A 21,456-nucleotide genomic window follows, 5' to 3' on the forward strand; every position below is an offset into this window, starting at 1 on the left:
GCTCGCGTGATCGCTCGCCAAACAATGGGCGACGAATGTCGCCGGCCAGTTTCGGCTGGCCGCTGCGATTTTGGTCAACCTTTTCCTAAAAGGTTGAGGGCGAGGAATCCACCTTTTTCCCCGGGCTTTTTTCTAAAAAGCCCGATTCAATTCATTGACCCCGGTAGACCAGGAACCCGTCTTTCTCATAGAGGAGCACATGATCCGGGAGGAGAGGGAATACGGATGTATTCACCACGATGAATGCGGCATCGAATTCTTTTACACATGAAAGGCACCGGTTGGCCAGGGTTTCCTGGAAGCGCGCGGCATCCTGGGATAACATTAAGGTCGCCTCATTCGATACGGTTTGGAAAGTGAGACTCGAGAAATAATGCGTGCTCTTAAAATCAAATGGAAGCATGCCCGCATACTCCCCCATTTTCCCGTGGCCGGGGGACAGGAACAATACTTTGGATCCACCCGCTTCTCTATTTCCAAACCACTCCGCGAACCGCGCTTCCGCAATGGTCGCTTTGGATCCGTAAATAAAATGGGTCGCGCTGGAGGACGTGGCCCAGATTCCGAGGATGAGGACGAGAAGAATAATCCCCGTTTTCTTCAAATGTATTGGAGAAACCCCCGAAAATATACCTCCGGTGGCGGCAAGCATAACCCCGATGGCGGCCAGATAAATCATTTTTCCCCCGAAAACGAATGCGGGAAAAAAACCTGCTAACCCGTAACCTAAAACCCCTCCCCCCACCAAGAGGGCCGCAACCCGCTCCCAATCCCGCGGTTTCCTTTTTCTATGAAAGGCCGCCCAGATCAAGACCCCCACCCCCAAGAGGAATGGAATTATTCCCACCAGGGAAGGGATGGCAAGAATGGTTCCCAAAGAGGGAATGCTATTCCCAACTATTCCCCCCATCCCTTGAATTTGTCCAAGGAGGGGAATGTATTGAAAGATTAGCGCCGGCAAGGCCACGATTCCTATCCCGACCCCACTCCTTACCCAATCCCGGATAGGAAGTCTATTGAAAATCCCATGAAAAAGGAACCCCACCATACCCGCATACGGGTGGGCCAGGAAAGCGGCCCCCAAACTGAGGGTTGACCAACCAGGGGAGGGTTTCCATAACCAGGCGGCCCCCAATCCCAAACCTATGCCCAGGAGAAGCGGGTATTCCCCGGTGAGCAGGCTGAGAAAGGGGATCCTTAGCCCCAGGAAGAGAAGGGGGGCCAGGACAAAAACCTCCTTCCTCGGAATGAAAAAATGAATCCAGCGCGTGGCATAAAAGAGGAGCAATAGAATTCCTATCACCCCTCCCGCCCATGCGAGGAGATGAAGGGGGGTGTCCAAGAATGTGAGCTGGGAGAGGAGTACCGGTAGCCCCACCGGATAGGAAAAGGGGATGCTGGGGTGCGTGGGATAGGCCAGGGGGATGCGATTTTGAATGGATTGGGTCGCGAAAACCGGAGCCACATCCGCACTAAGGTCAAATCCGCCCTGGAGACCGAAAAGGATGAACGCCAGGGCGCCAAACAGAACGATTATCCATATTCCCAAATAGTGTATTCCTGTTTGAGAGGTGGGCACCACATGGCGGTGGTTCCTGAAATAAAAAAACCCCATTCCCAATGCAAGAAGCAGGAGAATGGGATGCAAACCAAGCGTGTAACCAAAAAATACCGAGAGCACGACCCAGGCGGACAAGGCGATTACTCCCGCATCGAGGATGACCGTCCATGGAAAGCGGGGTAACATAAGATCATTCATGCCTCAAGCACTCCTCAATCGCTTTTAGAGGTTCCCGGAAAATATCCCCATAGTCCCGCTGGAATTTTTGGGGGTTAACTTGATACGAAGAACTAATGGCTGCGCCGCCATGAATGAAGGAGGGGATGGGAATGCGGCTGGCGCGGGAGAAAAGCCCAATTCCTTTTAGGGGGGCCGATGGAAGAGAAAAAATCGTTTTGTTTTGGTGATGCACGCGAAGGGAGGTTTCGACGCACGCCCGCAAGGTGGCTCCGGTCAGAGGACACAAATCATAGGTTTCGGGGACTCGGGGGAAATTTTTGATCAGCTTCAGCAACGCATGCCCGATGTCCTCGGCGTGCACCGGATGCACATCCCCTTTCCCCCCATCGGGAAGAAAAACAAATGGAAATGGAGTTTCGGCTATCCGCCGGAGCAATCGAATAAATCGGGTTTTTTTTCCATAAACCAACGTGGGTCGGATGAAAAGCGTTTCGTACCCCGCTTTAAGTACCTGGGTTTCCATCTCCAGCTTGGACCGCGCATACGGGGTCAAATAAGTATGAGTTACAGCCGCGGTGCTGGCGACAATCGTTTTGGAGCATCCGGCTTCCCGAGCTGCTTTTAACAATTCAAGAGTACCTTGCACGTTCACCCGATGCAATGCTTTTTCATTCGTTGATTTAGTCAGGGCACCCAAATGAATAAGGACATCAACCCCCTCCAGGTTTTTCCTGAAAGACAATAGGGAAGTCAAATTCCCCTCTACCCAAGTGACATCGGAATGAGTAAGTGGAATGGTTCCGCGGTGAAGCGCCACGACATCGTGATGCTGCCCAAGAATGGGCAGGATGGTTTGTCCTATTTCTCCCGTAGCGCCGGTTAGGAACACTCGTGGCATGCTCCATTTTAATAGGTCGGGGATTTAGAACCCGTATGCCCACTCCCCGACGCAGAGTCGATATCCTCATAGCCGTCTATCCTGGGAATACGGAGGATATCACGCGCAACTTCCCCCTAATCCAAAAAGCCTGCCGTGAAACCCTCCCCTTTGTCAGATGGCGAATAACATTGGCCTATAATGGCCATCCTTCCTCCCTGGAGGAGATAAAACGGCTCGCCCAAAATGAGAAGCATGTCCGGGTGACTTACGTCAAAAAACCCGGGAAAGGAATGGCCTTGCTCAACACCTTGATTCGTACCGACGCCGATATCGCGGCTTACATGGATGCGGATCTCGCCACTTCCCTAAAAGACCTTCCCACCCTTATTCGTGAAATCGAAAAGGGGGCGGATTTGGTGGGCGGCTCGCGATACCATCCCCAATCTAAAATTACACGGGATCTCATCCGACGAATCGTGTCCTGGTGTTACACCCGCATTCTCTTGCGTGTATTCCTAGGAGCCCGCTTCACCGATCCCCAATGCGGGTTCAAGGCAATGAGGATGAAATCAATGATTCCCATCCTCCGCCAGGTGGAGGATTCCTGGTTCTTCTTCGAAACAGAATTTACCTACCGCGCGCAACAAAAAGGGTTGCGCATAGTCGAAATCCCGGTTGAATGGGAGGAGCGTGCTAACAGCTCGGTAAAATTGGTTCCGACGATTCTCAATTTCACCCGAAACCTTTTGCGCTTGCGGGGGGATTCTGTCAATTCATTGAAAAAACCAAATTCGTTGAATAAACCAGTATGGATGGAACCGGTAAAAGTAGTCGTGGACGCCCCTTATGCTCGTTGATCGCCTATCCCTCGGATGGCATCCGCCACATACGCGACTTGATCATCGGTCAAATTGGCCCCCATGGGAATCATGAGACCGGTCGCGGAACAAATATCGCTATTGGGAAAATTTCCTTCCGCCCGATATGGAGGTTGAACATGCACCGAGTAAAAGGCCCTGCGCGTGTCGATGTTCTTCTTCCTCAATTCGACGGCCAATTCATCTCGAGATATGGGAAACTCATCCGTAACGAGGATTTGATACATCCAATAGGAATGAGTGGCATATTCCCGTACTGTGGGCAGGATGATTCCTTTTACCCCCGATAATAGTTCAGAATACATTTTGGCAATCCGGTGTTTACGTTCCAAAAAGGCGTCAATCTTCTCCAGCTGCGCCACTCCAACGGCCGCTTGGAGATCCGTCATACGATAATTATACCCAATCACTTCATGCCAATACCTTTTTTCAGGCCGCATTCCATGTCCACGCTGCAGCCGGCATGTTTCGATAAATTCGTGATCGTCGGAGAGGATCATTCCTCCTTCTCCTGAAGCGATGGTCTTGTTCCCATAGAAGCTAAAGAACGAGATGGGCGCGAGCGATCCGGCCTTCCTTTTCCTATAAATGGCACCATGCGCTTCAGCCGCGTCCTCGATAACCCGAATGTCATGCGCGGCCGCAATTTCATTTATCTCATCCATGTCCGCCGGGTGACCAAGCATGTGGACAGGCACAATGGCTTTGGTGCGAGGAGTAATGGCTTTCTCCACCGCCACCGGGTCGATATTAAAAGTGTCCGACTGCACATCCACCGGAACGGGCTTGGCACCCGCATGCAGGGCCATACTGGCAGGAGTAATGAAGGTGTTGTCTGGCACGATGACCTCATCCCCGGGTCCAATGCCCAAAACCTTGTAGATCAGATACAGCGCATTCGTCCCGTTGGAGACGGCGCACCCGTATTTCATGTCGCAATATCCAGAAAAAGTTTTCTCGAACCGTTCCACGAAGGGTCCTCCCCCCAGCCATTTGGATTCGAGAACTTCTTGGAGGTATTTCAGTTCGTTTCCGGCATAGGTGTATTGGGTAACGGGGATCAGATTCATGCTAAACGTGAGGGCGCAAGGGCATTAAATCCATTGGTTTAAGTCGAGGATTGTACGAGAACGCTGTTGTTTGATAGGCGATTATTTTCCCCGGCGTGGAGGTTTTCGCGGCCCCCGCTCATTTCCAGGTTCATGCCCGCGTCCACGAAGTGATTTGGGGGTTTAAAAATTGCCGAGAACGACTCGTTCTTGTTTTTCGGACCATTCAATTTCTTCCATGCGCTTATTCATGTTTTCCTTGAATACTGGTTCCATTTTTTTATCGTAAAAATCAAGTACGGCTTTAGCGAGTGCTTCGGGGTCCTTGGGAGGAGTTAGATATCCTTCCTTTCCATCCGTAATCCAATCCACGTTTCCCCCGACCGCGGTACAAATAACGGGCACCCCAAAACCCCAGGATAAAGGTATGATGGCCGATTCGGAAATATTTAGGTACGGCATGACCACCACGTCCGCAGAATAAAACACACGCGCCCGGTCGTCGCCCGCCACATACCCTTCGCGGATGAGAATGTGATCTTTCAGGTTGAGTTTTTCTATCTCGTCAAAATACTTTTGTCTATCTTTCCAGAAAACCCCTTGTATGACCAGTTTAGTATTGGGTTTGTCTTTCAGTATGCGGGGCATAGCCCGTATGAGGTAAATCAATCCCTTGTAAGGGCGGATAAATCCAAAAAATAAAATTATGTCGTCTTTTACTCCCAACCATTCCCGCGATTCTTTTTTGGAAAACACTTTGGCTTCGGACGCGGGATTGGAATACGGGGGTTCGATCCAGAACTCCACTTTCTTTCCGGGCAACTCCGCTTCCACCATTTTTTTGTCCGCACTGGACATGGCGCATAAGTAGTCGGCTTTATCCAGAAACTTTTTGGCCAATTCCTTGTGCAGTCCCGAGAAGGTTTTTCCATGGAAAAATTCAACGAAGCCCATTATTCTTCCCCTCCCATGTGGGGGAAAACGTTCTGAAGAATAACACCTGTTTTAGTGTTCTTTTTGATACGGTTTTGGATGTACCAAAAACAGGGCATCAAATAAGTAGTCCACCATTGAAAAAGAACTCGATCCGGTTTTTCTCTAATAATATAATCCGAAGCATCTTTCCACGTCAGGGGGTTGGTTCCATCCAACAGGGCCACGGTTTTGAAATTGGGATTTTCGCTGGCCCCTTTTTCATGAATGTCCTTGAACATGAAAGTGGGATAAATTTTCTTGAATGAGATAGCGGTAACATCATGTTTCTTCGCCAGATTCTGACACAACTGCGTACCGGAATGCGAAATTCCTCCTTTGAACGGGGCTACGGGTCCAATAACAAATATTTTCATTTAGATTTACTCTTTGAGACGATTTATAACCATGACCCATCAGCCCAAATTCTATTTTATATATGGGGACATTCCATAAGGGAACATGCCCACCCCTTTACGCTATCATGGATTCTCCCAGCGCAAACTCACCGAGAAATCCCCCACTGGAAAGCGCCGCCTGTCCCAAAAAGGAAAGAATCTTTTATTAGGAAAACGGATCCGGGAGATCCGGCGAATCTTCAATTCCCCTAATCCTGTTTTGACGACCAATCCCAATATGGAAAAAGCCCGCACTCGGGTGTGGGAGGTATTTTCAGGTAAAAGACCCGCGATTGAGATATATGAGGCAATGCATGATGTCATTTTAGAGCAATTGAAAAGGAAACTCCTTTATCATCGGAACCTTGTAAATTTGATTAACTATTCAAAGAAGGTGTACGACCATTATTCGATCCATTTCAAAAATGAGAGGCAATTTGGATTGGCTCATGAGATGTTGAATATCTACCGGCAACACAAAGAGATCGAATATTTATCTTTGGAAGGATTGCAGAAATTGGAGTACGCCCTCCGTGAGTCCACCCAATTAAAAAAAATGGTAGAAACCGGGCAACTTAGGCAGAAGGATGCCAGACGGTTTATCGCGTTTATTCGTTCCGCTCCTCCACAGTCTTTTTTCCTTGAAGATCCCAAGTCGGCAGATAAAAATAAAATGTGATTCCTCAAGAAATGGAATGATTTCAATTCCAAATTAAAATAGTCGATTTATCCTTAATCAAGAATGCGTTCGATGGTGTATTTGAGGACTGGAGTCATTTTTCCCTTATTTCGATGGTAGAAGGCCCGCAGGGCCGTCGGGTTATTGGGAATGAGCATGAAATGAGTGGCTTCCCATGCTTCGCTTGGGGACGTTTTCAGCGAATATCCTTTGTCGGCATTCTTTGGATCGATGGGGCGGAAATGGTTGCGGATGAAGGACTCCGCATCCACCCCCAACTTGGCGGGCTGCACGACGTTGAGGCCAAGCCCTTCCGGTTCGAGTGTGATATGCGTACCCAATGGCTTTCCGAAGGTGAACTTTTTCCCAGTAACCCCTAACTCATCCCTCAATTCCTCTGTCACGTTTTGCCGAAGCATCTTGTTGGTGGCCCGGCGGGGTTTGGCATGAAATGGAACGCCCCCGATCATATGGTAATACCCGGGATAGGTACGCACCTTCTCGCTGCGAAGGGCCAAAACGATATATTTCTCTCCGATAGTCAACCAGGTGGACTGTCCGAATGTGATGGGCACGTGTTCTGGGATGGCGAGTACACCATGCCCGCGTGCTACAATTCTTTGGTAGTCGTCCCGTATCCGTTTCACGTCCGCCAATGCTTTAGGTTCCTTTTCCCGCAACCGTTTGAGGAAATTAATTATCCATTCGTAATTGGAGGGAATCATTTTAATTCTGATGGAGGAGGAACCGCCCCTCCCTTTTGCAAAACGCACCGACGTGGGTTAGAATATGGGTTTCCCCCGGGATACGGGATAGCCACGGGACAGATCAAGCGTCTTTCGTCCTCCGGTGCGTTTTCTCCCGGAGGTTATGCGGACGTGGGTCTTTCTCATCGTCATAGTTTTAAATCCATTAAAATCGTCGGGTTTGATGGGTTGATTGTTTAGGCACAGGAAGCCACCTGCCCATTTCACAATTTGGTATAATTTAAGGTTAACTCCTGGGTTGTATACTTGACTCGTGATTCAAAAACTCAAAAAAAACCTACTTAGATACGTTGGTATTTCGACGCGTATTTGGCGAAGATGCTGTTCTCGAAGTGTTCCTGCATGTAGCGGGTGGTTTGGATGAGGTCGTCGAATGTCCCGGCATCGATCCACCCATTTTGGAGCTTGGTGGTGGCGAGGGTCTTCCGGGAGAGGTAGCCATTGTAAAGGTCAGTAGATTCCAATTCACCCCGCTGACTAGGTTTGAATGTGCGGATGAGATCGAACACGTGGGGGGTAAGCATGTACATCCCGGTCACCACCCACTGACTCGGAGGCTGGGGGGATTTCTCAATGAACTCTTTGACGTCTCCTTTCGCATCGAATGCCACAACGCCACTCTTCTGCGCCGCCTCGGGAGTGGCCTCCACGAGCACAAGGCGACATTCCTCTTTCCCTTTGGCGAATGTCTGAACGTGCTCCCGCATACTGTCAAGGAGGATGTTGTCTCCATGGATGGAGACGAATTTTTCCTTGCCCACAAAGGGTTCGGCAATTGAAATGGCATGCGGGATCCCCCCCGGAAACATCTGCACGCGATAGGTCAAGTCCACCCCAAATTCCCCCCCGTCCCCAAGCAAGTCGATTAACTCGGGCAGCGTGTCGGGACCCGATACCACAAGAATCTGGGTAATGCCCGCATCGATAAGGGTGTGCAGGGGGTAATATATCATGGGCCATTTGTAGATGGGAAGGAGGTGCTTGTTCGTCACTTTCGTCAGCGGACGCAGACGCGTTCCCGATCCGCCAGCGAGAATAACCCCTTTCATGCGCGTTCTCCCACCTTTGCCATCGTATTGGGAACGAATGACGCTTTCGCCGTAAGCAGAGGCGTCCACCAGGAAGGATGAGCAACATACCAATCAATGGTTTCCTTAAGTTTCTGATCGAAAAGGGTATGCTGGGGCGTAAATCCCAATTCCTTTTGGATCTTGGTGATGTCCAAACTGTACCGCCGATCATGACCGGGCCGATCCGGCACCGAGTGGATCATGTCTTCCTTCTTCCCCATGAGAGCAAGGATTTTCAGTGTCAATTCGCGGTTAGTCATCTCGGTTCCCCCACCGATGTTGTAGACTTCTCCTTTCTTCCCTTTCTCGCGCACCAATTCAATCCCAAGGCAGTGGTCAAGCACATAGAGCCAATCCCGCACATGCTGACCATCCCCATACAAAGGGACTTTTTGTCCATTGAGGAGCTTGATGACGAAAACCGGGATCACCTTATCGGGATACTGGTAGGGGCCGAAGTTATTAGAGCAGCGCGTGATGGAGACATCCAACCCATATGTTTCGGAATACGCATAAGCCAATCGTTCCCCCCCCGCTTTGGAAGCCGCATAGGGATTGCGGGGATTCAGTAGGCTTTTTTCGGTGAAACTGCCTTCCAAAATATGTCCGTATACCTCATCGGTTGAAATGTTCACGAATTTTTTGGCATCCTGTTTCCGCGCGGCCTCGAGCAAGGCATGCGTCCCCATCACATTTGTTTTGAGAAATAAAGATGGGTCCACGATTGCTTTATCCACTTGCGTTTCGGCCGCGAAATGCACCACCTGATCGCACCCATTTATGGCCTGATTCACTATTTCAGAATCGCCAATATCCCCATGGATAAAAATATACCGAGGGTCCTTCTCGATATCCTGGAGGTTTTCCTGGCGCCCCGCGTAGGTGAGCTTATCGAGATTCACAATCTCATCGTCGGGATAGCTTTTCAGATGTTCCCGGATGAAATGACTGCCGATGAAACCGCAGCCGCCCGTTACCAGTATGCGCATAGAAGGTCTCTCCCCGGATAGGTTCAAAAAGCATCCTCCCCAGAGCGCGTTATATAGGCTATTGGTACAAGCCTCTCCTCTCTTGGGGGAGATTGGCTGGATGAGGGATTGCTTTTAATAGACCTTCTTGGCCCATCCTAGTGATGCGCACGTCAGCCACTCTTCGTTCACGTGAAAGAAACGACCTCCTTACCCCACCTAAAGGGCTGACGCTCGTCGTCATGATTCCAGCCTACAATGAGGAACACACCATTCACCAGGTCGTTGATTCCATTCCCCGCCAGATAAGAGGAATTGACGTGGTCATTCCCCTCGTCATTGATGATGGGAGCACCGATCATACGGCCACCCGGGCCACGGAAGCCGGGGCGGTCGTCGTCTCCAATGCCACTAACCAAGGGTTGGCCTATTCTTTCCGGAAAGGGGTGGATACCGCGCTCCAATTGGGTGCGGATATCATCGTGAACACGGATGCTGACAACCAATATGATCAATCCCAAATCCCTGATCTGATCGAACCAATATTGCGTAAACGGGCCGACATGGTGTTAGGATCCCGGTTCAAGGGGCATATTGAACACATGTCATTCGGCAAGTATTGGGGGAACCGTCTGGCGACGTTGGCAGTGAACGTCGTATCGGGAGGGAATGTGAGTGATGGGCAAACGGGTTTTCGAGCCTTTTCCAGAGATGCCATCCTCCGGTTGAATGTGCTTTCCAATTTCACGTACACCCAGGAGACCATCCTGGAGGCAGTCGACAAGAACCTGGCCATCGAGGAAGTTCCTATTACCTTTCGCAAGCGCGTGGACCACAACCGCCTCTTCGGGTCTATATGGACCTATGCCCGGCGCGCCAGCTCCACACTCATCATGGGAATGCTCCGCTACCACCCCATGCGCACCTTCTTCACCATAGGAGGCCTGGTTGTGCTCGCGGGGCTCCTTGTTGGAAGCCGGGTAATCCTCCAATTTATCGCCACCGGCGCAGTTGAACCCTTTCTCCCGAGCGCCGTCTTTACAGTATTATGCATCCTCTTGGGTGTTCAGCTCGTCTTAATGGGTTTGGTTGGTGCGATGCTCAAACAGCAGCGCCAATTGATCGAATTACAGGTAGTAGAACAACGGAAAAATATTCACTCGCCTCTATTGGGAATGCGAACAGATAAATAGGCGGATTCCCCCAGATATCCATGGAACAAAACTCTCTCTGCTTGATTTCCCCTCCCTCCCGCGCCCATAGCACACGCCCTCCTTTGGGTTTGATGACCATCTTAGCCTATCTCGAAAAGAATGGGATCCGCACCGAACTGATCGATATCAAAGTGGATGACTTGAAAGTGGTGGAGTTGGGATCTCCCAGAGCCCAGGAAATAGAGAACCAGATTTTCGACAAGGTTAAACAACTCAAACCCCGCATGATCGGGTTGAGTGCCTATACGCATGAGGTCTCCTATATTATCGATTTCGCTAAACGGTTGAAGGAGGTGTGGCCCACGACCATCATTGTGGGAGGTCAGCATGCGTCTTTGGCCCCTCAAGATTTCATTTTCGAAGACAGCCCAGTGGCATTTGCAGTAATCGGGGAGGGAGAAGAGACCTTTCGTGAGCTATGTCAAACAATCCTGGAGAATAAACCTTCTTCTACCTACGATCACATCCAGAGTCTCGCGTTCTGGGATGGAACAGTAATGAAAAAGACCCCACTTCGTCCTCTTATCGAACCACTGGATGAGGTTCCCATGCCAGCCTATGATCGGGTGGATATGGAATTTTATACGCGCCCTCATCCCTACGCCATCCGATACCTTCCCCTTTCCTCAATGTTCGTTTTCGCCAGTCGGGGATGCCCAGCCCGATGCACCTTCTGTGCCATTCCGTCTGTTTGGCGGTACAACGAGACCAAAAAACCAATTCGTTTCCGTTCTCCGAAAGCCGTGGTGGATGAGGTTGAACACTTGGTAAAGAAATACAAGGTAGATGCCATTTATTTCTATGATGACGATTTTTGTGTCTGGAAAGAACATGTGATAAAGATCTGCCAAGAATTCATCTCCCGCGGCCTTCCCTTCGTGTGGGGGTGTGAGACGCGCGTGGATAAAGTGGATGACGAATTAATGGGGTGGATGGCCAAAGCGGGGTGTATTCAGATTGACTTTGGGGTAGAATCGGGGTCACAAAAGATGCTGGATGCGGTCAACAAGAATTGTAAGGTGGCCGATATCCATACCGCTTTCGATTTATGTAAGAAATATGGCATTCGGACGTTCGCAAATATGATGTATAATCTTCCCGGCGAGACGGAGGAGGATGTGAAGGCTAATCAGGCACTCATCCAGACTATTCGCCCAACGACCGTTTCCTTCGGCCTCATGACCCCATATCCTGGAAGTGTCATCTACGATGAATTGTCGGATGGACCTGAGGATTACCACTATTTCAAGGATGCCGAGTGGGTGCTGCCCAAAAAATTTCAGGTGGCCAAACATGAGATGGATCTCAACAAACTGGTTTCCGAGGACAACATCCGGTACAATAGCCCATTAAGACAATTCGGAAATACCCCAGCGATGGTAAAAGTGTTAGCTCAGGTGATTAGAAGTCGCAGGAAGACTGATTATGCCATGGCAGTCGTCCGATTAGGAAAATTTTTCCTTTTCGATCGCATTCCTCGGATGGTGGCCAAAAATGTTTCACCGTATGGAATTCTAGCCAAAAAGGAGGTCATTTCACCCGCATCCCCGACTGAATCCCCCGCTTCATGAAGGGAATGGGATGAGTTCATTTTTTTTCGACCGTGAAGGTGAATCCCGGAGCGAATAGGCTGGGAAATAAACGGCTCAACCATCGCGTGGTCAGGTTGAATGGCAGATGATAATAGAATAGATCCTCATACTCTCTTACTACCACGAAGCCTCCTTCTTCCAAGAATTTTCTAAATCCATCGCGTGTAAAAAAACGGACATGTGGAAAATCCCATTCTTCTGCTCCGGGGAACCAGCGTGACACGACCATGTTCCGACCGAATACTATTTGAACACGATCGAGGAGAGTAAATTGATTGGGCACATGGGCGTATAATCGCCCTCCTCTCCGGAGGGTACGGTGGATCTCGTCCCGTAATCGATGGGGATGCACCAGATGTTCAAACACGTCTTTACAAATGGCATTATCCAACGAAGCACTGTCTAAGGGGATCCTCCCTTCGAGGGAAGTCTGGATCGTCTTTAATCCTCTTTTTTGTGCCTTTATTAAAGCACTCTCTTGTTCATCAATCCCAATGACAATAAATCGGTCCACGAGCAGGCCTCCAGCGGCACCGCTGCCGCATCCGAAATCAGCGACATTTTTCCCATGCATCCCTGAAAACCATTCCTTAAGAGACGGTACTAGTTTCTGGGAGGCTCGTTCATCCCGTTCAATATGAGGGGCATATTCCTTCGGATCGAGCGACATTATTTATTCCTCCATACTTCCAGATATACTTTTTCGACCGCTTTGCCAACTTTTTCCCAGCTCCATACGAAAGAACTGTACGTGGAGGGTGAGGACCGAAGCAATTTTATCAATCCTTTTGCAACCTCATCTTTTGAATCAGGATTCCTAATTCCCATGGCAGCGCCATGGGCCACATATTCATGCATAACCCCTTTATCGGCCAGTAGGATAGGCAATCCGGCCGCGGCGGCTTCCCCGAATACGATCCCTTGGCTTTCCGCATCCGTTAGAAGAGCGAAAACTTTCGCGCTACGAAATAGTTTAATCAAGCAAGGGCGCTCGGAGAAATGATAAGACCCATGAAATATGACCCTGTTTTCTAATCCTAATCGCCGAGCTTGTTCCTTCAATGCATGTTCCTCCGGCCCGGTGCCGACGATGTGGAGTTCCGCTTGAGGAATAGAATCTTTCACCATCGGAAGAGCTTCGATAAGCCGGTGCATCCCTTTATTACGAACCAAACGTCCAACACTCAAAATTCTCCCCGGCACGGCTTTCCGGGGAACGCGATGAAATTCTTCCACATCGATTCCATTGGGGATGATAATAAACCTCTCCGAAGGAAGGGGTAGTTTTTGCTTAAAATATTCATATTCCCATTTGGATACGCAGATGACTCGGTCAATCTTATGAGAATAAAATTGGTAGAACCACAGCAAGGGGAATCGCAATGCTTTTCGTAGCCATGAGGTCGTTCCACTTGAGTTCATGGTGATGATGAGCAATTGACCTTTTTTCTTGGCGAGAATCCCAACAACGCTTACGAGATTATTGAACCCGTTACAATGGATTATTTCCCCATCGAATGAAAGAAGGACGGAATAGAGAGCAGGTGAGAAGAAGTAGGTTTCACTGGGCGCGAAAGCGGGAAACTCATTAATTTGTAATCCTTCGAATACGGTTTTTCTTTCTGGTTTGGGGGCGGTACAGAAAATTTCCACTTTATGTCCTTTGCACTGAAGGTATTTTCCTATGTGGAGGACATTCTGTTCGATTCCAGCCGCTTCATGCCGGATTGTCCGCGGGCTAAGAAGTGCTATTTTCATTTACAATATCCCTCCATTTTGGAATGGGAATGCGAGATAGCAATAAGAGAGTCAGAATAAATGATAAAGCAATACCGACTCCGCTGTTAAGCGCTCCCACAGCCAATGCGATATCGCCTGGAACCCCGAATCCTTCTAACAAAACTACGAAAAGTCCTTCCCTTAATCCCAAACCGTTGAAAGAAAGGGGTACCATCCCGATGAGGAGCACCAGACTCACTATGGAAACCATGACTTCCAAAGGGATGTAAAAGCCTGCCTGCCCTATCAGGAGATGAGCCACCAATGCCTGAGTCAGGAGTCCGCTTCCTACCAATCCAATAAAAACGAGCAGTCGCAAGGGGTTTCGTCCGAGTCGCTGTACGAGACCCCCAAATCCAATGAATAATCCCGTATGGTGTCGCAGGATAATTCGTTTGACTACGTCCCGACCCCTTTTCGTGAAGAATGTCCAGAATGTGACTATTATGAGAATGCCCGCTATCATCAAATAATGTTCTAATCCCCCTACCCATCCCCAAGTGGCCAAACCGGCAATTCCGAGGCCGAAAGCAAGGGTCACAGTAGATAATTTTGTCAGCATTACAATAGCCGTACTTTGACCGACAGTAACATTTTCTTTCTTGAGGAAATAAGCAATGGAAAAAGCGCCCAGCTTTCCAGGAAAATAGAATTCGGCTACCCAGCTATACAAGTAATAGCGGAGCATCTTCAGGAATGGGATGGGAACCAATCCATTTAGTAGCCACCACCCGTTCAAAGCATTCAATAGGATGATGATTCCAAAACCAGTGGCTGAAATCCCTATCATGAGAGGCGCCACTCTAATCAATTGCGCAAAGGCTTCAAGAGGTTGTGCATACCAGAAAAGAAATGCCAATAGGATTAGACTGAAACCGATGCGTAATCCTTTTTCTGAAAATTTCATTTTCAATGTTTCACCTGTAACACAAGAATATCCTCACTCCTGTAGATGGGTTCACCCCACCCAAGCAGGGGATTACCTATGAGACGTTCCTCTGGTCCGATAAAAACATAAGCGATGTTTTCTTCAGCCAAAAAATGGCGCATTTCATTAAGAGATAATCCCCCTGAATAGAATCTCTGCACATCCGCTTCTTTCGAGCCTCGTTCAAGCGTCTGGTTCCAGTGACCTAAATAGACAATATGATGAGTCATCCATGCGATATTATTTCCCGTCTTGTAGGAGGAAAGGACCACCCCCCGTTCAAAAGTGTTCAGAAATTGGATCGCGTCGATCTCACTTTGACTCAAGTAGGGGCCGCTTTGAAATGAAACTTTGGTCACATCGAGGGTGTGTTGGTATATTACTCCTCCACTAGATGGGAGTGTGGCCAATAGGAATAGAACCCCCAACATCATGGGATTGATTTTAAAGAAATTTCCCCACCGTTTTCCATCTCTCTCGATGAAAGTTTTCAATCCATTCACTCCCAAGATGACGAGAGGGATAAAAAGTGCGGGTTGGAACCGTAATCCTTTCCAAGGATTCAATGTTAATATTAGCGCCGCCAGAACCCAACCCCAGAAAAAGGCGCTCTTCCAGTGGTTATCGAATTGAATGTGGCGAATGCCATATAGGGCGAATACGAGGATGGCTCCATATCCGATGAACCACCAAAATGGATTTTCACTTCGGAGCCAGCTTCCGTAGCTAAAGAATACGGCCTCAAATACAGCATCCTGGAAGGCCCAAGCCAGGTAGATAATGATGGGTATCGATGCCAGGACACCAGTGATAGCGATCTTACGGATATGTAGGAAAGTTTCCTTAGTTGGATTGCCTAAAACGGCAATTACTATTCCAGCAATTATCACAGGAACATAAGTGATAAAACTGATGGGATGGACAAAGAATAGTAATATTCCCATTATTCCGATGCCAACCAAATACTTATTCTGAGATTCATGGATATATCGTAGAAGCAAGAGTAGCATCCCGAGGAAAATTACTTGCCCAGCAATGGCGAGTATGGAAAAGAGGTTTCCAAAAAGGGAATATCCGAGGGTGTATGTTACATCACTCGAATAGAGTACCGGCAAACCGGAAATTATCCATCGGGCCGCAAGATATACCCATCCCACCCCTCCACCCAAAGCCGTTACCCCAAAAGCGATGCGTCTCCATTTTTCGTCATGGAAGAAATGGCCTAAAAGATGCCAAACGAGCACCAAGAGCGCTACTCCAAGGAGGGTGCGCACAAGAGTTAAAGCGAGAGGGATACCGAGTGGGATGGAAATGATTCCGATGACCCAGAACAAAGGAAAAAAGAACCGTCCATCCTGGGGTTCGGAGGTCATTCGATTGGCGATAAATATGTCGAATGGATTTTCCTGGTAAGAGCGGATGTAGCTCCCATAATAATGAAAATCGTCAATGAAATCGAAACCCATGAAAATCTGTTGAGGCGGTTCGCTAGAGGCGTATCCTACAAGTAGTGGCACATTGGCTAATAGGATAACTGCCAATGCGAAAATCCAAACTATTTCAGGTGTCCTGAGTATCATGTAAGTTCCTACGCAGAAGCCGTATCGACTTTCTTCCCCAGGATTCCCTTGAATACGGTTAATCCTTCCATGAGTGTTCGTACATCGCTCAACGACCTAATCCGGACGAATTTCTTGATGAGTATGCGGGGTCGAAGATAGAATTCTCGGAAAGCCTTTTTCTGATATTGGATAAGCGTCTCATAGGGAATTTGACTCTGTACAAGTAAGGGTTGTTTTGTCCCAAGAGGGATAAATTCTTCCCAAGGTGTCTGGGGGGTAATCAAGCCGCCTTCCAATGAAACAGAATACAAATCAGTTCCGGGGTAGGGGGACGTAATGAAGAAAGTGGCGTTATCGATATCCAATTCCTTGGCAAAATTAATCGTGTCCTGCATGGTGTCTTTAGTTTCTCCAATATTCCCGAGCATAAAAGAAGAATGCACCTCAAATCCATGTTTTTTCATGAGAGCGATTCCACGACGCACTTGGTCCAACCGCAACGATTTACGCATTTTATCCAAAACGTCTTGATTTCCGGATTCGATCCCCATACTGATTTGCACGCATCCCGCCTTCTTCATGGCGCGGAGCATGGGTTCAGTAACGGTATCGGTTCGAGCGAACGCGACCCATTTTGCTCCAAGATTTCGTTGCGCAATCTCCTCACAGACCTCGATGACTCTCTTCTCATTGATACCAAAAAGATCGTCCATAAAATTGAATTCTTTCACCCCAAATTCATTGATGCAGTATTCCATCTCATCCGCAACATTCTGAGGAGAACGAAAACGCATTCTTCGTTTCCATGTGGTCTTTGAAATGCAATGAATACAATCGAATACACATCCCCGTGAGGTCATGATGTTCATGGTGCTAGAGCTGTTTGATAACTTTTTGGAGGGGGCCGTGTGGTACCTTGTGACATCAATGAGATCATAGGCCGGAAATGGTATTGTATCCAAATCCTGTATTAACTCGTGCGCTGGGTTCTGCACTGGGTCACCGGATCCGCTCTTGAATGCGATTCCTGGAATATCGGAGAAATCATCCCCTCCATCTCGTAGTCTTTGTACCAATTTCCGGATGATCTCTTCCCCTTCCCCTATCACAGCGTAATCAACACTGGGATGTTTAACGCATTCCTTCGGGAACACCGTGGGATGCAATCCCCCCCAGACAACAATGGTTTTTGAATTCACTTTCTTTGCCAAATCGGATATCCTTTGGCAAATATTGACGGTCGGAGTGGGTACTGTGAATGTGACGAAATCAGGTTTGATGGTACGGAGTCGTTCCTCTATCTGACTATCGGACAAACCATCTATTTCGCAATCTAAAATAGTCGTTTCGATCCCTGGTACGTATTTCCGGACATACGAGGCTATGTACATGAGCCCTAGGGGCATGGCATGCCCACCCGATTCCTTGATTCCGAATGACGTGAGAAATGGGGGATTCAGCAACAGAAATCGTAGGGGGCGTGACACAGAAACCATGGATGAGGAGTCTGGGGACCGCATGTTAGTTGAATCGGATAAGGAGGGGGCCATATAGCCACACACCCACTCACCCTTTTTAACAAAATCCCCTCGTGAGAGCGATGTACTAATATTCGAGGGAATCCATCCGGTCGCCGATGAAAATAGTATAGAATCCTCGACCTACTTCCTTGTTGAAGGGTCGAAAAAATGGCAATGCCCATTTGGGTGTTTTGTTGGGAACGATGCTCCCATGTTCAGATAGATATAATTCTCGTAAACCGGCATTATGGGCGACACTCTCCAGAAACGCGGGCGTGAATTTGAGTGCCCCCCGTTCTTCAGGTACCACAAAGGAGAAGGCATACATCAATGGGTTCCGCGCATTCGGTTCGGATAGCACAACGTATTTTTTGGAGACGCGTACCATCTCTTTTACCACTTCCAGCGGAGTTTCTACATGGTGAAGAAGATTGGAACAGAAAACCAAATCAAAACTCCTATCCTCGAACGGCAATCTTTCGGCACGCCCCCGTATTAGTGACCGGTTTTCGTTGGATCCCAACATGACCCAACTCAAATCCAACCCGACCACATTTGGGGTGATCTCATGGAAATAATGGGTGAAGAATCCATTACCGCACCCGATATCCAATACCTTGGAATGGCCATCCAACCCCGTTTCTTTGGAAATGATCGCCACTTTAGGTTGGGCGAAAGCTTGCACGGCGGGATGAGTAGGATGTCGTTTATCACGAGGTTTCTCCCACCACGCCATTTGGTCTTCAAAATTGACGCGAGCTTCAATCATGGCTAGCCTCGATCAAGCGACCGGTTTGTATATTATATTGTCGAGATATTGAAATCTTTTTTTCGCGGTTCAGTTTTTCTAATATGCCATGGGGACATTCAAAAGCATGACTTTCTAATTCAGGCTCTTGGAAATACAGGCTCTGGGGGACATATCGCACCGAGAATTCATCACCCAAAGTGAGGCGCATTATAGAACTATGAAAATCCACGGTGTTCAAGGTATCAATAATCTCGCATACATTGTCCTCGAAATGGATTTTCCGGGAATAGGGGATGGAAAGTGGCTTATTCTTCAAAATGATGCGCTCCCGTATCTTCCCTTTGATACGATAGGCAGCCGAGGTATTCGATCCTATGGTCAATAGGATTGAGCGTAAGACTATCATCTTGGAAGGGGTCGGCAATTCATTTACGATGCGATGAATTCGCCCTTTTGCATGTAATATACTAGTATCAACCGTCTTCTGAGATTTAGGATCGATCCATTGGGAAGAACCTTGATTCCCTTTTTCGTCGAGGAGGCGAATTCCGCAATCGTTTATTGTCAGTTTTCCGGATGGTTTTGAAAACACTTTAATTACTCCCCCTTTAGAAAAATTGATGAGCGCATAAAAATGAGGTCCGTTCCGTATCCAAATTCCAGCTTCTGGGAAAAAACGAGTGAATGGTTTTTCTTCCCATGGCAGCTTCACCGTCGATCGAACATTGTGACAATCAATGGAGGATACCAGGAATTCATTGATGCGGTACGCTAAATATCGTCCCGGCATGATTCGCGGTGAAACCAATGACCCTTTTTCCAATCCCATCCGCATGAATTCGGCCATTCGGGCGGCCACTGGATTCTTTCCCGCCCATTGTTCAAATCCATGCGGATAAAAATGTAAGGTTTGCCGGCTCCCCATAGTGCCACCATAGTATCCGTTTGGATAAACGAAGTATTTGGCAAATTCAATAGCCTTTTCGATCGATGAATCAATTTTTTCTTTCCATGCCTTATCAACCTCAATTCCTGTCATAAAATGGGATAATTTGCTCATGAAACTGATGCTGGCTGAGAGATACCCCATATCAGCTCCATCGTATTCCAGATACCAACCTTCCTTGGACTGGAGACTAAGGAAAAAATCCAATTTAGCCCCAAAATTAGAGAGAACAGTCCGATCTCCCGTAACATGAGAATAATGGTAAATAGGCAACAAGGCCATGGCGTGGTGATTGGCAAGGATACCATGTTCATCATACGTCGACAAGAAAATCGCGGCATTTCGACAGGTCGCTAGAAAAGATTTTTTGAATTCAGGATCCATCTCATCTGACAGTAATTCAAAGGACCCCATCATGGCATGCAAGAGGAATCCCGTGGGACCGGCCCAACCATGTTCATTTGGGTAAAATTCATCAAAACTGCCATCTTTATTCTGAATTTTTTGCCAATACCTCATCATGGCAAACGCCCAATCACGAATTTTCGGTTGTCGATAAAATGGATTGTTGACATAGGAGTACGTGTATACTAATGCAAGGGCATGAACACCATATTGGTAGATGGAGGAAGGAAAATCGATCGCTTTATCCAACCAGAACATCCGGTCTCCGCACCCAAAAGTTTGAGAATAGGCATTCCGGTCTATCATGCTGAGCAGTCTAGGTAATTGATCCAATGCTTCCCGCGCATAAACATCATTCAATTGCTTCAATGGCACAATATCAGACATGGTATCCTCGATTCTTAACAATTAGTTGGGCCAAAATAGAAAAAATGAACATTTGGATTCCTCCAAGAATGAGGAGCGTGACAGTGGCGTCCATAAATTGTTCCAAATAAAAATAGCTGTAAACTCCAATGCTAACCCCAAGTATAATCAAGCCTAAACCGAGAGGCAGTAGAGTTTTGCTAGGTTTGAAATAGGTAACCACTCTCAGGATTAGACCGATGAAATTCAACCCATCCTTCACCACATTCATCTTTGATTTTCCCTTGCGTGCCGCATATTCGATAGGAATAAACTTTACAGAATAATTGTTCACCATCGACCCTAAAGTAATTGTGATAGTGAATGAAAACCCCTGAGGATACAAATGATAGAATTCCATTCCTAACTCCTTTCGAAACAGCCTCATGCCCGAATTTAGATCAGGTATTCGTTGTCCGACCAGGTATTGAGCAAGTGTAGATAGGACCATTTTACCTGGTTTTCTGAATAAAGAAATATTCTGGCTCATCGGGTCCCGGGCACCGACGATCATATCATATCTATCTTTCCATTCCCAAAACTCAATCAACTTTTCGATAGGATAGGTCCCGTCCGCGTCCGTTATAAATATCCATTCCCCAGCGGCTTTTTTTAATCCTGTCTTGAGAGACGCTCCATATCCTCGATTCTGGGGATGAGATATGAGTATTATCCCCCCCACTTTTTTCAACACTTCAAGAGTGTTATCGGTTGACCCATCATCTATGATAATAATTTCCGCGTTTAAATGGATACGATCCAGCGATTTTTTTACTCTTCCGACGGTATCAAAAATCCCATGCTCCTCATTATAGGCTGGAATGATTATGCTCAATTCAATTTTTTCTATTGATGTTTTTGGATTGGCCATACTCATCATTTGAGCGTTGTACGAAAGATGTCCGATGATATGATCATCGATCACCATATCTATATAAACGAACCGATAGAC

At 47.8% G+C, this 21,456-nt stretch carries 20 protein-coding genes; 4 read left to right on the forward strand and 16 right to left on the reverse strand.

The window, feature by feature from the left end; all coding sequences use genetic code 11:
- Positions 1 to 151 precede the first annotated feature (151 nt).
- Positions 152 to 1,759: a hypothetical protein gene (locus Q8P05_03395; GenBank protein ID MDP2666518.1), complete on the reverse strand. Its 1,608-nt coding sequence runs from the start codon at positions 1,757 to 1,759 to the stop codon at positions 152 to 154.
- Positions 1,752 to 2,639 carry an NAD(P)-dependent oxidoreductase gene (locus Q8P05_03400; GenBank protein MDP2666519.1) on the reverse strand — a complete coding sequence of 296 codons (888 nt, stop codon included), beginning with the start codon at positions 2,637 to 2,639 and terminating at the stop codon, positions 1,752 to 1,754. Before Q8P05_03400 ends, Q8P05_03395 begins: the two co-directional genes overlap by 8 nt.
- A 35-nt stretch (positions 2,640 to 2,674) precedes the next feature.
- On the opposite strand from Q8P05_03400, the gene Q8P05_03405 reads away from it, so the two are divergent.
- Complete coding sequence (locus Q8P05_03405; protein MDP2666520.1) at positions 2,675 to 3,478, forward strand: glycosyltransferase; 804 nt, start codon at positions 2,675 to 2,677, stop codon at positions 3,476 to 3,478.
- Here the strand turns inward: Q8P05_03405 and Q8P05_03410 are convergent.
- From Q8P05_03410 to Q8P05_03420, 3 genes are all read right to left on the reverse strand, one after another.
- On the reverse strand, positions 3,466 to 4,569 hold the full coding sequence (locus tag Q8P05_03410; GenBank protein MDP2666521.1) for a DegT/DnrJ/EryC1/StrS family aminotransferase: 1,104 nt from the start codon (positions 4,567 to 4,569) through the stop codon (positions 3,466 to 3,468). The genes Q8P05_03405 and Q8P05_03410 overlap by 13 nt on opposite strands.
- A gap of 162 nt (positions 4,570 to 4,731) precedes the next feature.
- Positions 4,732 to 5,502, reverse strand: a complete 771-nt coding sequence (locus Q8P05_03415) for a glycosyltransferase (GenBank protein ID MDP2666522.1) — start codon at positions 5,500 to 5,502, stop codon at positions 4,732 to 4,734.
- Complete coding sequence (locus tag Q8P05_03420) at positions 5,502 to 5,897, reverse strand: hypothetical protein (GenBank protein ID MDP2666523.1); 396 nt, start codon at positions 5,895 to 5,897, stop codon at positions 5,502 to 5,504. The genes Q8P05_03415 and Q8P05_03420 overlap by 1 nt, the downstream gene beginning before the upstream one ends.
- An 85-nt stretch (positions 5,898 to 5,982) precedes the next feature.
- Here Q8P05_03420 and Q8P05_03425 point away from each other — a divergent pair, with 85 nt between their 5' ends.
- Positions 5,983 to 6,597 carry a hypothetical protein gene (locus Q8P05_03425; GenBank protein ID MDP2666524.1) on the forward strand — a complete coding sequence of 205 codons (615 nt, stop codon included), beginning with the start codon at positions 5,983 to 5,985 and terminating at the stop codon, positions 6,595 to 6,597.
- A gap of 53 nt (positions 6,598 to 6,650) precedes the next feature.
- Here Q8P05_03425 and Q8P05_03430 read toward each other — a convergent pair whose 3' ends face one another.
- The 3 genes from Q8P05_03430 to rfbB form a co-directional block, all read right to left on the reverse strand.
- Positions 6,651 to 7,322 carry a hypothetical protein gene (locus Q8P05_03430; protein ID MDP2666525.1) on the reverse strand — a complete coding sequence of 224 codons (672 nt, stop codon included), beginning with the start codon at positions 7,320 to 7,322 and terminating at the stop codon, positions 6,651 to 6,653.
- Between the two features lie 323 nt (positions 7,323 to 7,645).
- Entirely contained in the window at positions 7,646 to 8,413 is a 768-nt protein-coding gene (locus tag Q8P05_03435) for a sugar phosphate nucleotidyltransferase (GenBank protein ID MDP2666526.1), read from the reverse strand.
- Positions 8,410 to 9,423 (reverse strand): dTDP-glucose 4,6-dehydratase, encoded by a 1,014-nt coding sequence (gene rfbB / locus Q8P05_03440; protein MDP2666527.1) that lies wholly within the window; start codon positions 9,421 to 9,423, stop codon positions 8,410 to 8,412. The genes Q8P05_03435 and rfbB overlap by 4 nt, the downstream gene beginning before the upstream one ends.
- A 143-nt stretch (positions 9,424 to 9,566) precedes the next feature.
- Between rfbB and Q8P05_03445 the strand changes: the two genes are divergently transcribed.
- Together Q8P05_03445 and Q8P05_03450 are read left to right on the forward strand one after the other, a co-directional pair.
- Positions 9,567 to 10,595 (forward strand): glycosyltransferase family 2 protein, encoded by a 1,029-nt coding sequence (locus Q8P05_03445; GenBank protein MDP2666528.1) that lies wholly within the window; start codon positions 9,567 to 9,569, stop codon positions 10,593 to 10,595.
- 20 nt (positions 10,596 to 10,615) lie between these two features.
- Positions 10,616 to 12,187, forward strand: coding sequence for a radical SAM protein (locus Q8P05_03450; protein ID MDP2666529.1), 1,572 nt, complete (start codon positions 10,616 to 10,618; stop codon positions 12,185 to 12,187).
- A gap of 16 nt (positions 12,188 to 12,203) precedes the next feature.
- On the opposite strand, the gene Q8P05_03455 is transcribed toward Q8P05_03450, so the two are convergent.
- The 8 genes from Q8P05_03455 to Q8P05_03490 are packed head-to-tail and all read right to left on the reverse strand — an operon-like array spanning position 12,204 to position 21,432.
- Positions 12,204 to 12,878, reverse strand: a complete 675-nt coding sequence (locus Q8P05_03455) for a class I SAM-dependent methyltransferase (protein ID MDP2666530.1) — start codon at positions 12,876 to 12,878, stop codon at positions 12,204 to 12,206.
- Entirely contained in the window at positions 12,878 to 13,966 is a 1,089-nt protein-coding gene (locus tag Q8P05_03460; protein MDP2666531.1) for a glycosyltransferase family 4 protein, read from the reverse strand. Before Q8P05_03460 ends, Q8P05_03455 begins: the two co-directional genes overlap by 1 nt.
- The gene (locus tag Q8P05_03465; protein MDP2666532.1) at positions 13,947 to 14,894 is read right to left on the reverse strand and encodes a lysylphosphatidylglycerol synthase transmembrane domain-containing protein; all 948 of its coding nucleotides are present in this window, start codon (positions 14,892 to 14,894) and stop codon (positions 13,947 to 13,949) included. Before Q8P05_03465 ends, Q8P05_03460 begins: the two co-directional genes overlap by 20 nt.
- Positions 14,895 to 14,896: 2 nt before the next feature.
- A complete protein-coding gene (locus tag Q8P05_03470; GenBank protein ID MDP2666533.1) occupies positions 14,897 to 16,495 on the reverse strand; it encodes a hypothetical protein in 1,599 nt (532 codons plus the stop codon).
- An 8-nt stretch (positions 16,496 to 16,503) separates the two neighbouring features.
- On the reverse strand, positions 16,504 to 18,027 hold the full coding sequence (locus tag Q8P05_03475; GenBank protein MDP2666534.1) for a radical SAM protein: 1,524 nt from the start codon (positions 18,025 to 18,027) through the stop codon (positions 16,504 to 16,506).
- A gap of 55 nt (positions 18,028 to 18,082) precedes the next feature.
- Positions 18,083 to 18,766, reverse strand: a complete 684-nt coding sequence (locus Q8P05_03480; GenBank protein MDP2666535.1) for a class I SAM-dependent methyltransferase — start codon at positions 18,764 to 18,766, stop codon at positions 18,083 to 18,085.
- Positions 18,759 to 20,486, reverse strand: coding sequence for a hypothetical protein (locus tag Q8P05_03485; protein MDP2666536.1), 1,728 nt, complete (start codon positions 20,484 to 20,486; stop codon positions 18,759 to 18,761). Before Q8P05_03485 ends, Q8P05_03480 begins: the two co-directional genes overlap by 8 nt.
- The gene (locus tag Q8P05_03490; protein ID MDP2666537.1) at positions 20,479 to 21,432 is read right to left on the reverse strand and encodes a glycosyltransferase family 2 protein; all 954 of its coding nucleotides are present in this window, start codon (positions 21,430 to 21,432) and stop codon (positions 20,479 to 20,481) included. The genes Q8P05_03485 and Q8P05_03490 overlap by 8 nt, the downstream gene beginning before the upstream one ends.
- Positions 21,433 to 21,456 lie beyond the last annotated feature (24 nt).

This window comes from Candidatus Diapherotrites archaeon, from assembly GCA_030688545.1.
GTDB lineage: Archaea > Iainarchaeota > Iainarchaeia > Iainarchaeales > VGJJ01 > VGJJ01.

Excerpts from the sequence above, each read along its gene's own strand:
- Q8P05_03395 (MDP2666518.1), bottom strand. The coding sequence starts at position 1,759 with ATGAATGATCTTATGTTACCCCGCTTTCCATGGACGGTCATCCTCGAT.
- Q8P05_03400 (MDP2666519.1), bottom strand. The coding sequence starts at position 2,639 with ATGCCACGAGTGTTCCTAACCGGCGCTACGGGAGAAATAGGACAAACC.
- Q8P05_03405 (MDP2666520.1), top strand. The coding sequence starts at position 2,675 with ATGCCCACTCCCCGACGCAGAGTCGATATCCTCATAGCCGTCTATCCT.
- Q8P05_03410 (MDP2666521.1), bottom strand. The coding sequence starts at position 4,569 with ATGAATCTGATCCCCGTTACCCAATACACCTATGCCGGAAACGAACTG.
- Q8P05_03415 (MDP2666522.1), bottom strand. The coding sequence starts at position 5,502 with ATGGGCTTCGTTGAATTTTTCCATGGAAAAACCTTCTCGGGACTGCAC.
- Q8P05_03420 (MDP2666523.1), bottom strand. The coding sequence starts at position 5,897 with ATGAAAATATTTGTTATTGGACCCGTAGCCCCGTTCAAAGGAGGAATT.
- Q8P05_03425 (MDP2666524.1), top strand. The coding sequence starts at position 5,983 with ATGCCCACCCCTTTACGCTATCATGGATTCTCCCAGCGCAAACTCACC.
- Q8P05_03430 (MDP2666525.1), bottom strand. The coding sequence starts at position 7,322 with ATGATTCCCTCCAATTACGAATGGATAATTAATTTCCTCAAACGGTTG.
- Q8P05_03435 (MDP2666526.1), bottom strand. The coding sequence starts at position 8,413 with ATGAAAGGGGTTATTCTCGCTGGCGGATCGGGAACGCGTCTGCGTCCG.
- rfbB (MDP2666527.1), bottom strand. The coding sequence starts at position 9,423 with ATGCGCATACTGGTAACGGGCGGCTGCGGTTTCATCGGCAGTCATTTC.
- Q8P05_03445 (MDP2666528.1), top strand. The coding sequence starts at position 9,567 with ATGCGCACGTCAGCCACTCTTCGTTCACGTGAAAGAAACGACCTCCTT.
- Q8P05_03450 (MDP2666529.1), top strand. The coding sequence starts at position 10,616 with ATGGAACAAAACTCTCTCTGCTTGATTTCCCCTCCCTCCCGCGCCCAT.
- Q8P05_03455 (MDP2666530.1), bottom strand. The coding sequence starts at position 12,878 with ATGTCGCTCGATCCGAAGGAATATGCCCCTCATATTGAACGGGATGAA.
- Q8P05_03460 (MDP2666531.1), bottom strand. The coding sequence starts at position 13,966 with ATGAAAATAGCACTTCTTAGCCCGCGGACAATCCGGCATGAAGCGGCT.
- Q8P05_03465 (MDP2666532.1), bottom strand. The coding sequence starts at position 14,894 with ATGAAATTTTCAGAAAAAGGATTACGCATCGGTTTCAGTCTAATCCTA.
- Q8P05_03470 (MDP2666533.1), bottom strand. The coding sequence starts at position 16,495 with ATGATACTCAGGACACCTGAAATAGTTTGGATTTTCGCATTGGCAGTT.
- Q8P05_03475 (MDP2666534.1), bottom strand. The coding sequence starts at position 18,027 with ATGGCCCCCTCCTTATCCGATTCAACTAACATGCGGTCCCCAGACTCC.
- Q8P05_03480 (MDP2666535.1), bottom strand. The coding sequence starts at position 18,766 with ATGATTGAAGCTCGCGTCAATTTTGAAGACCAAATGGCGTGGTGGGAG.
- Q8P05_03485 (MDP2666536.1), bottom strand. The coding sequence starts at position 20,486 with ATGTCTGATATTGTGCCATTGAAGCAATTGAATGATGTTTATGCGCGG.
- Q8P05_03490 (MDP2666537.1), bottom strand. The coding sequence starts at position 21,432 with ATGGTGATCGATGATCATATCATCGGACATCTTTCGTACAACGCTCAA.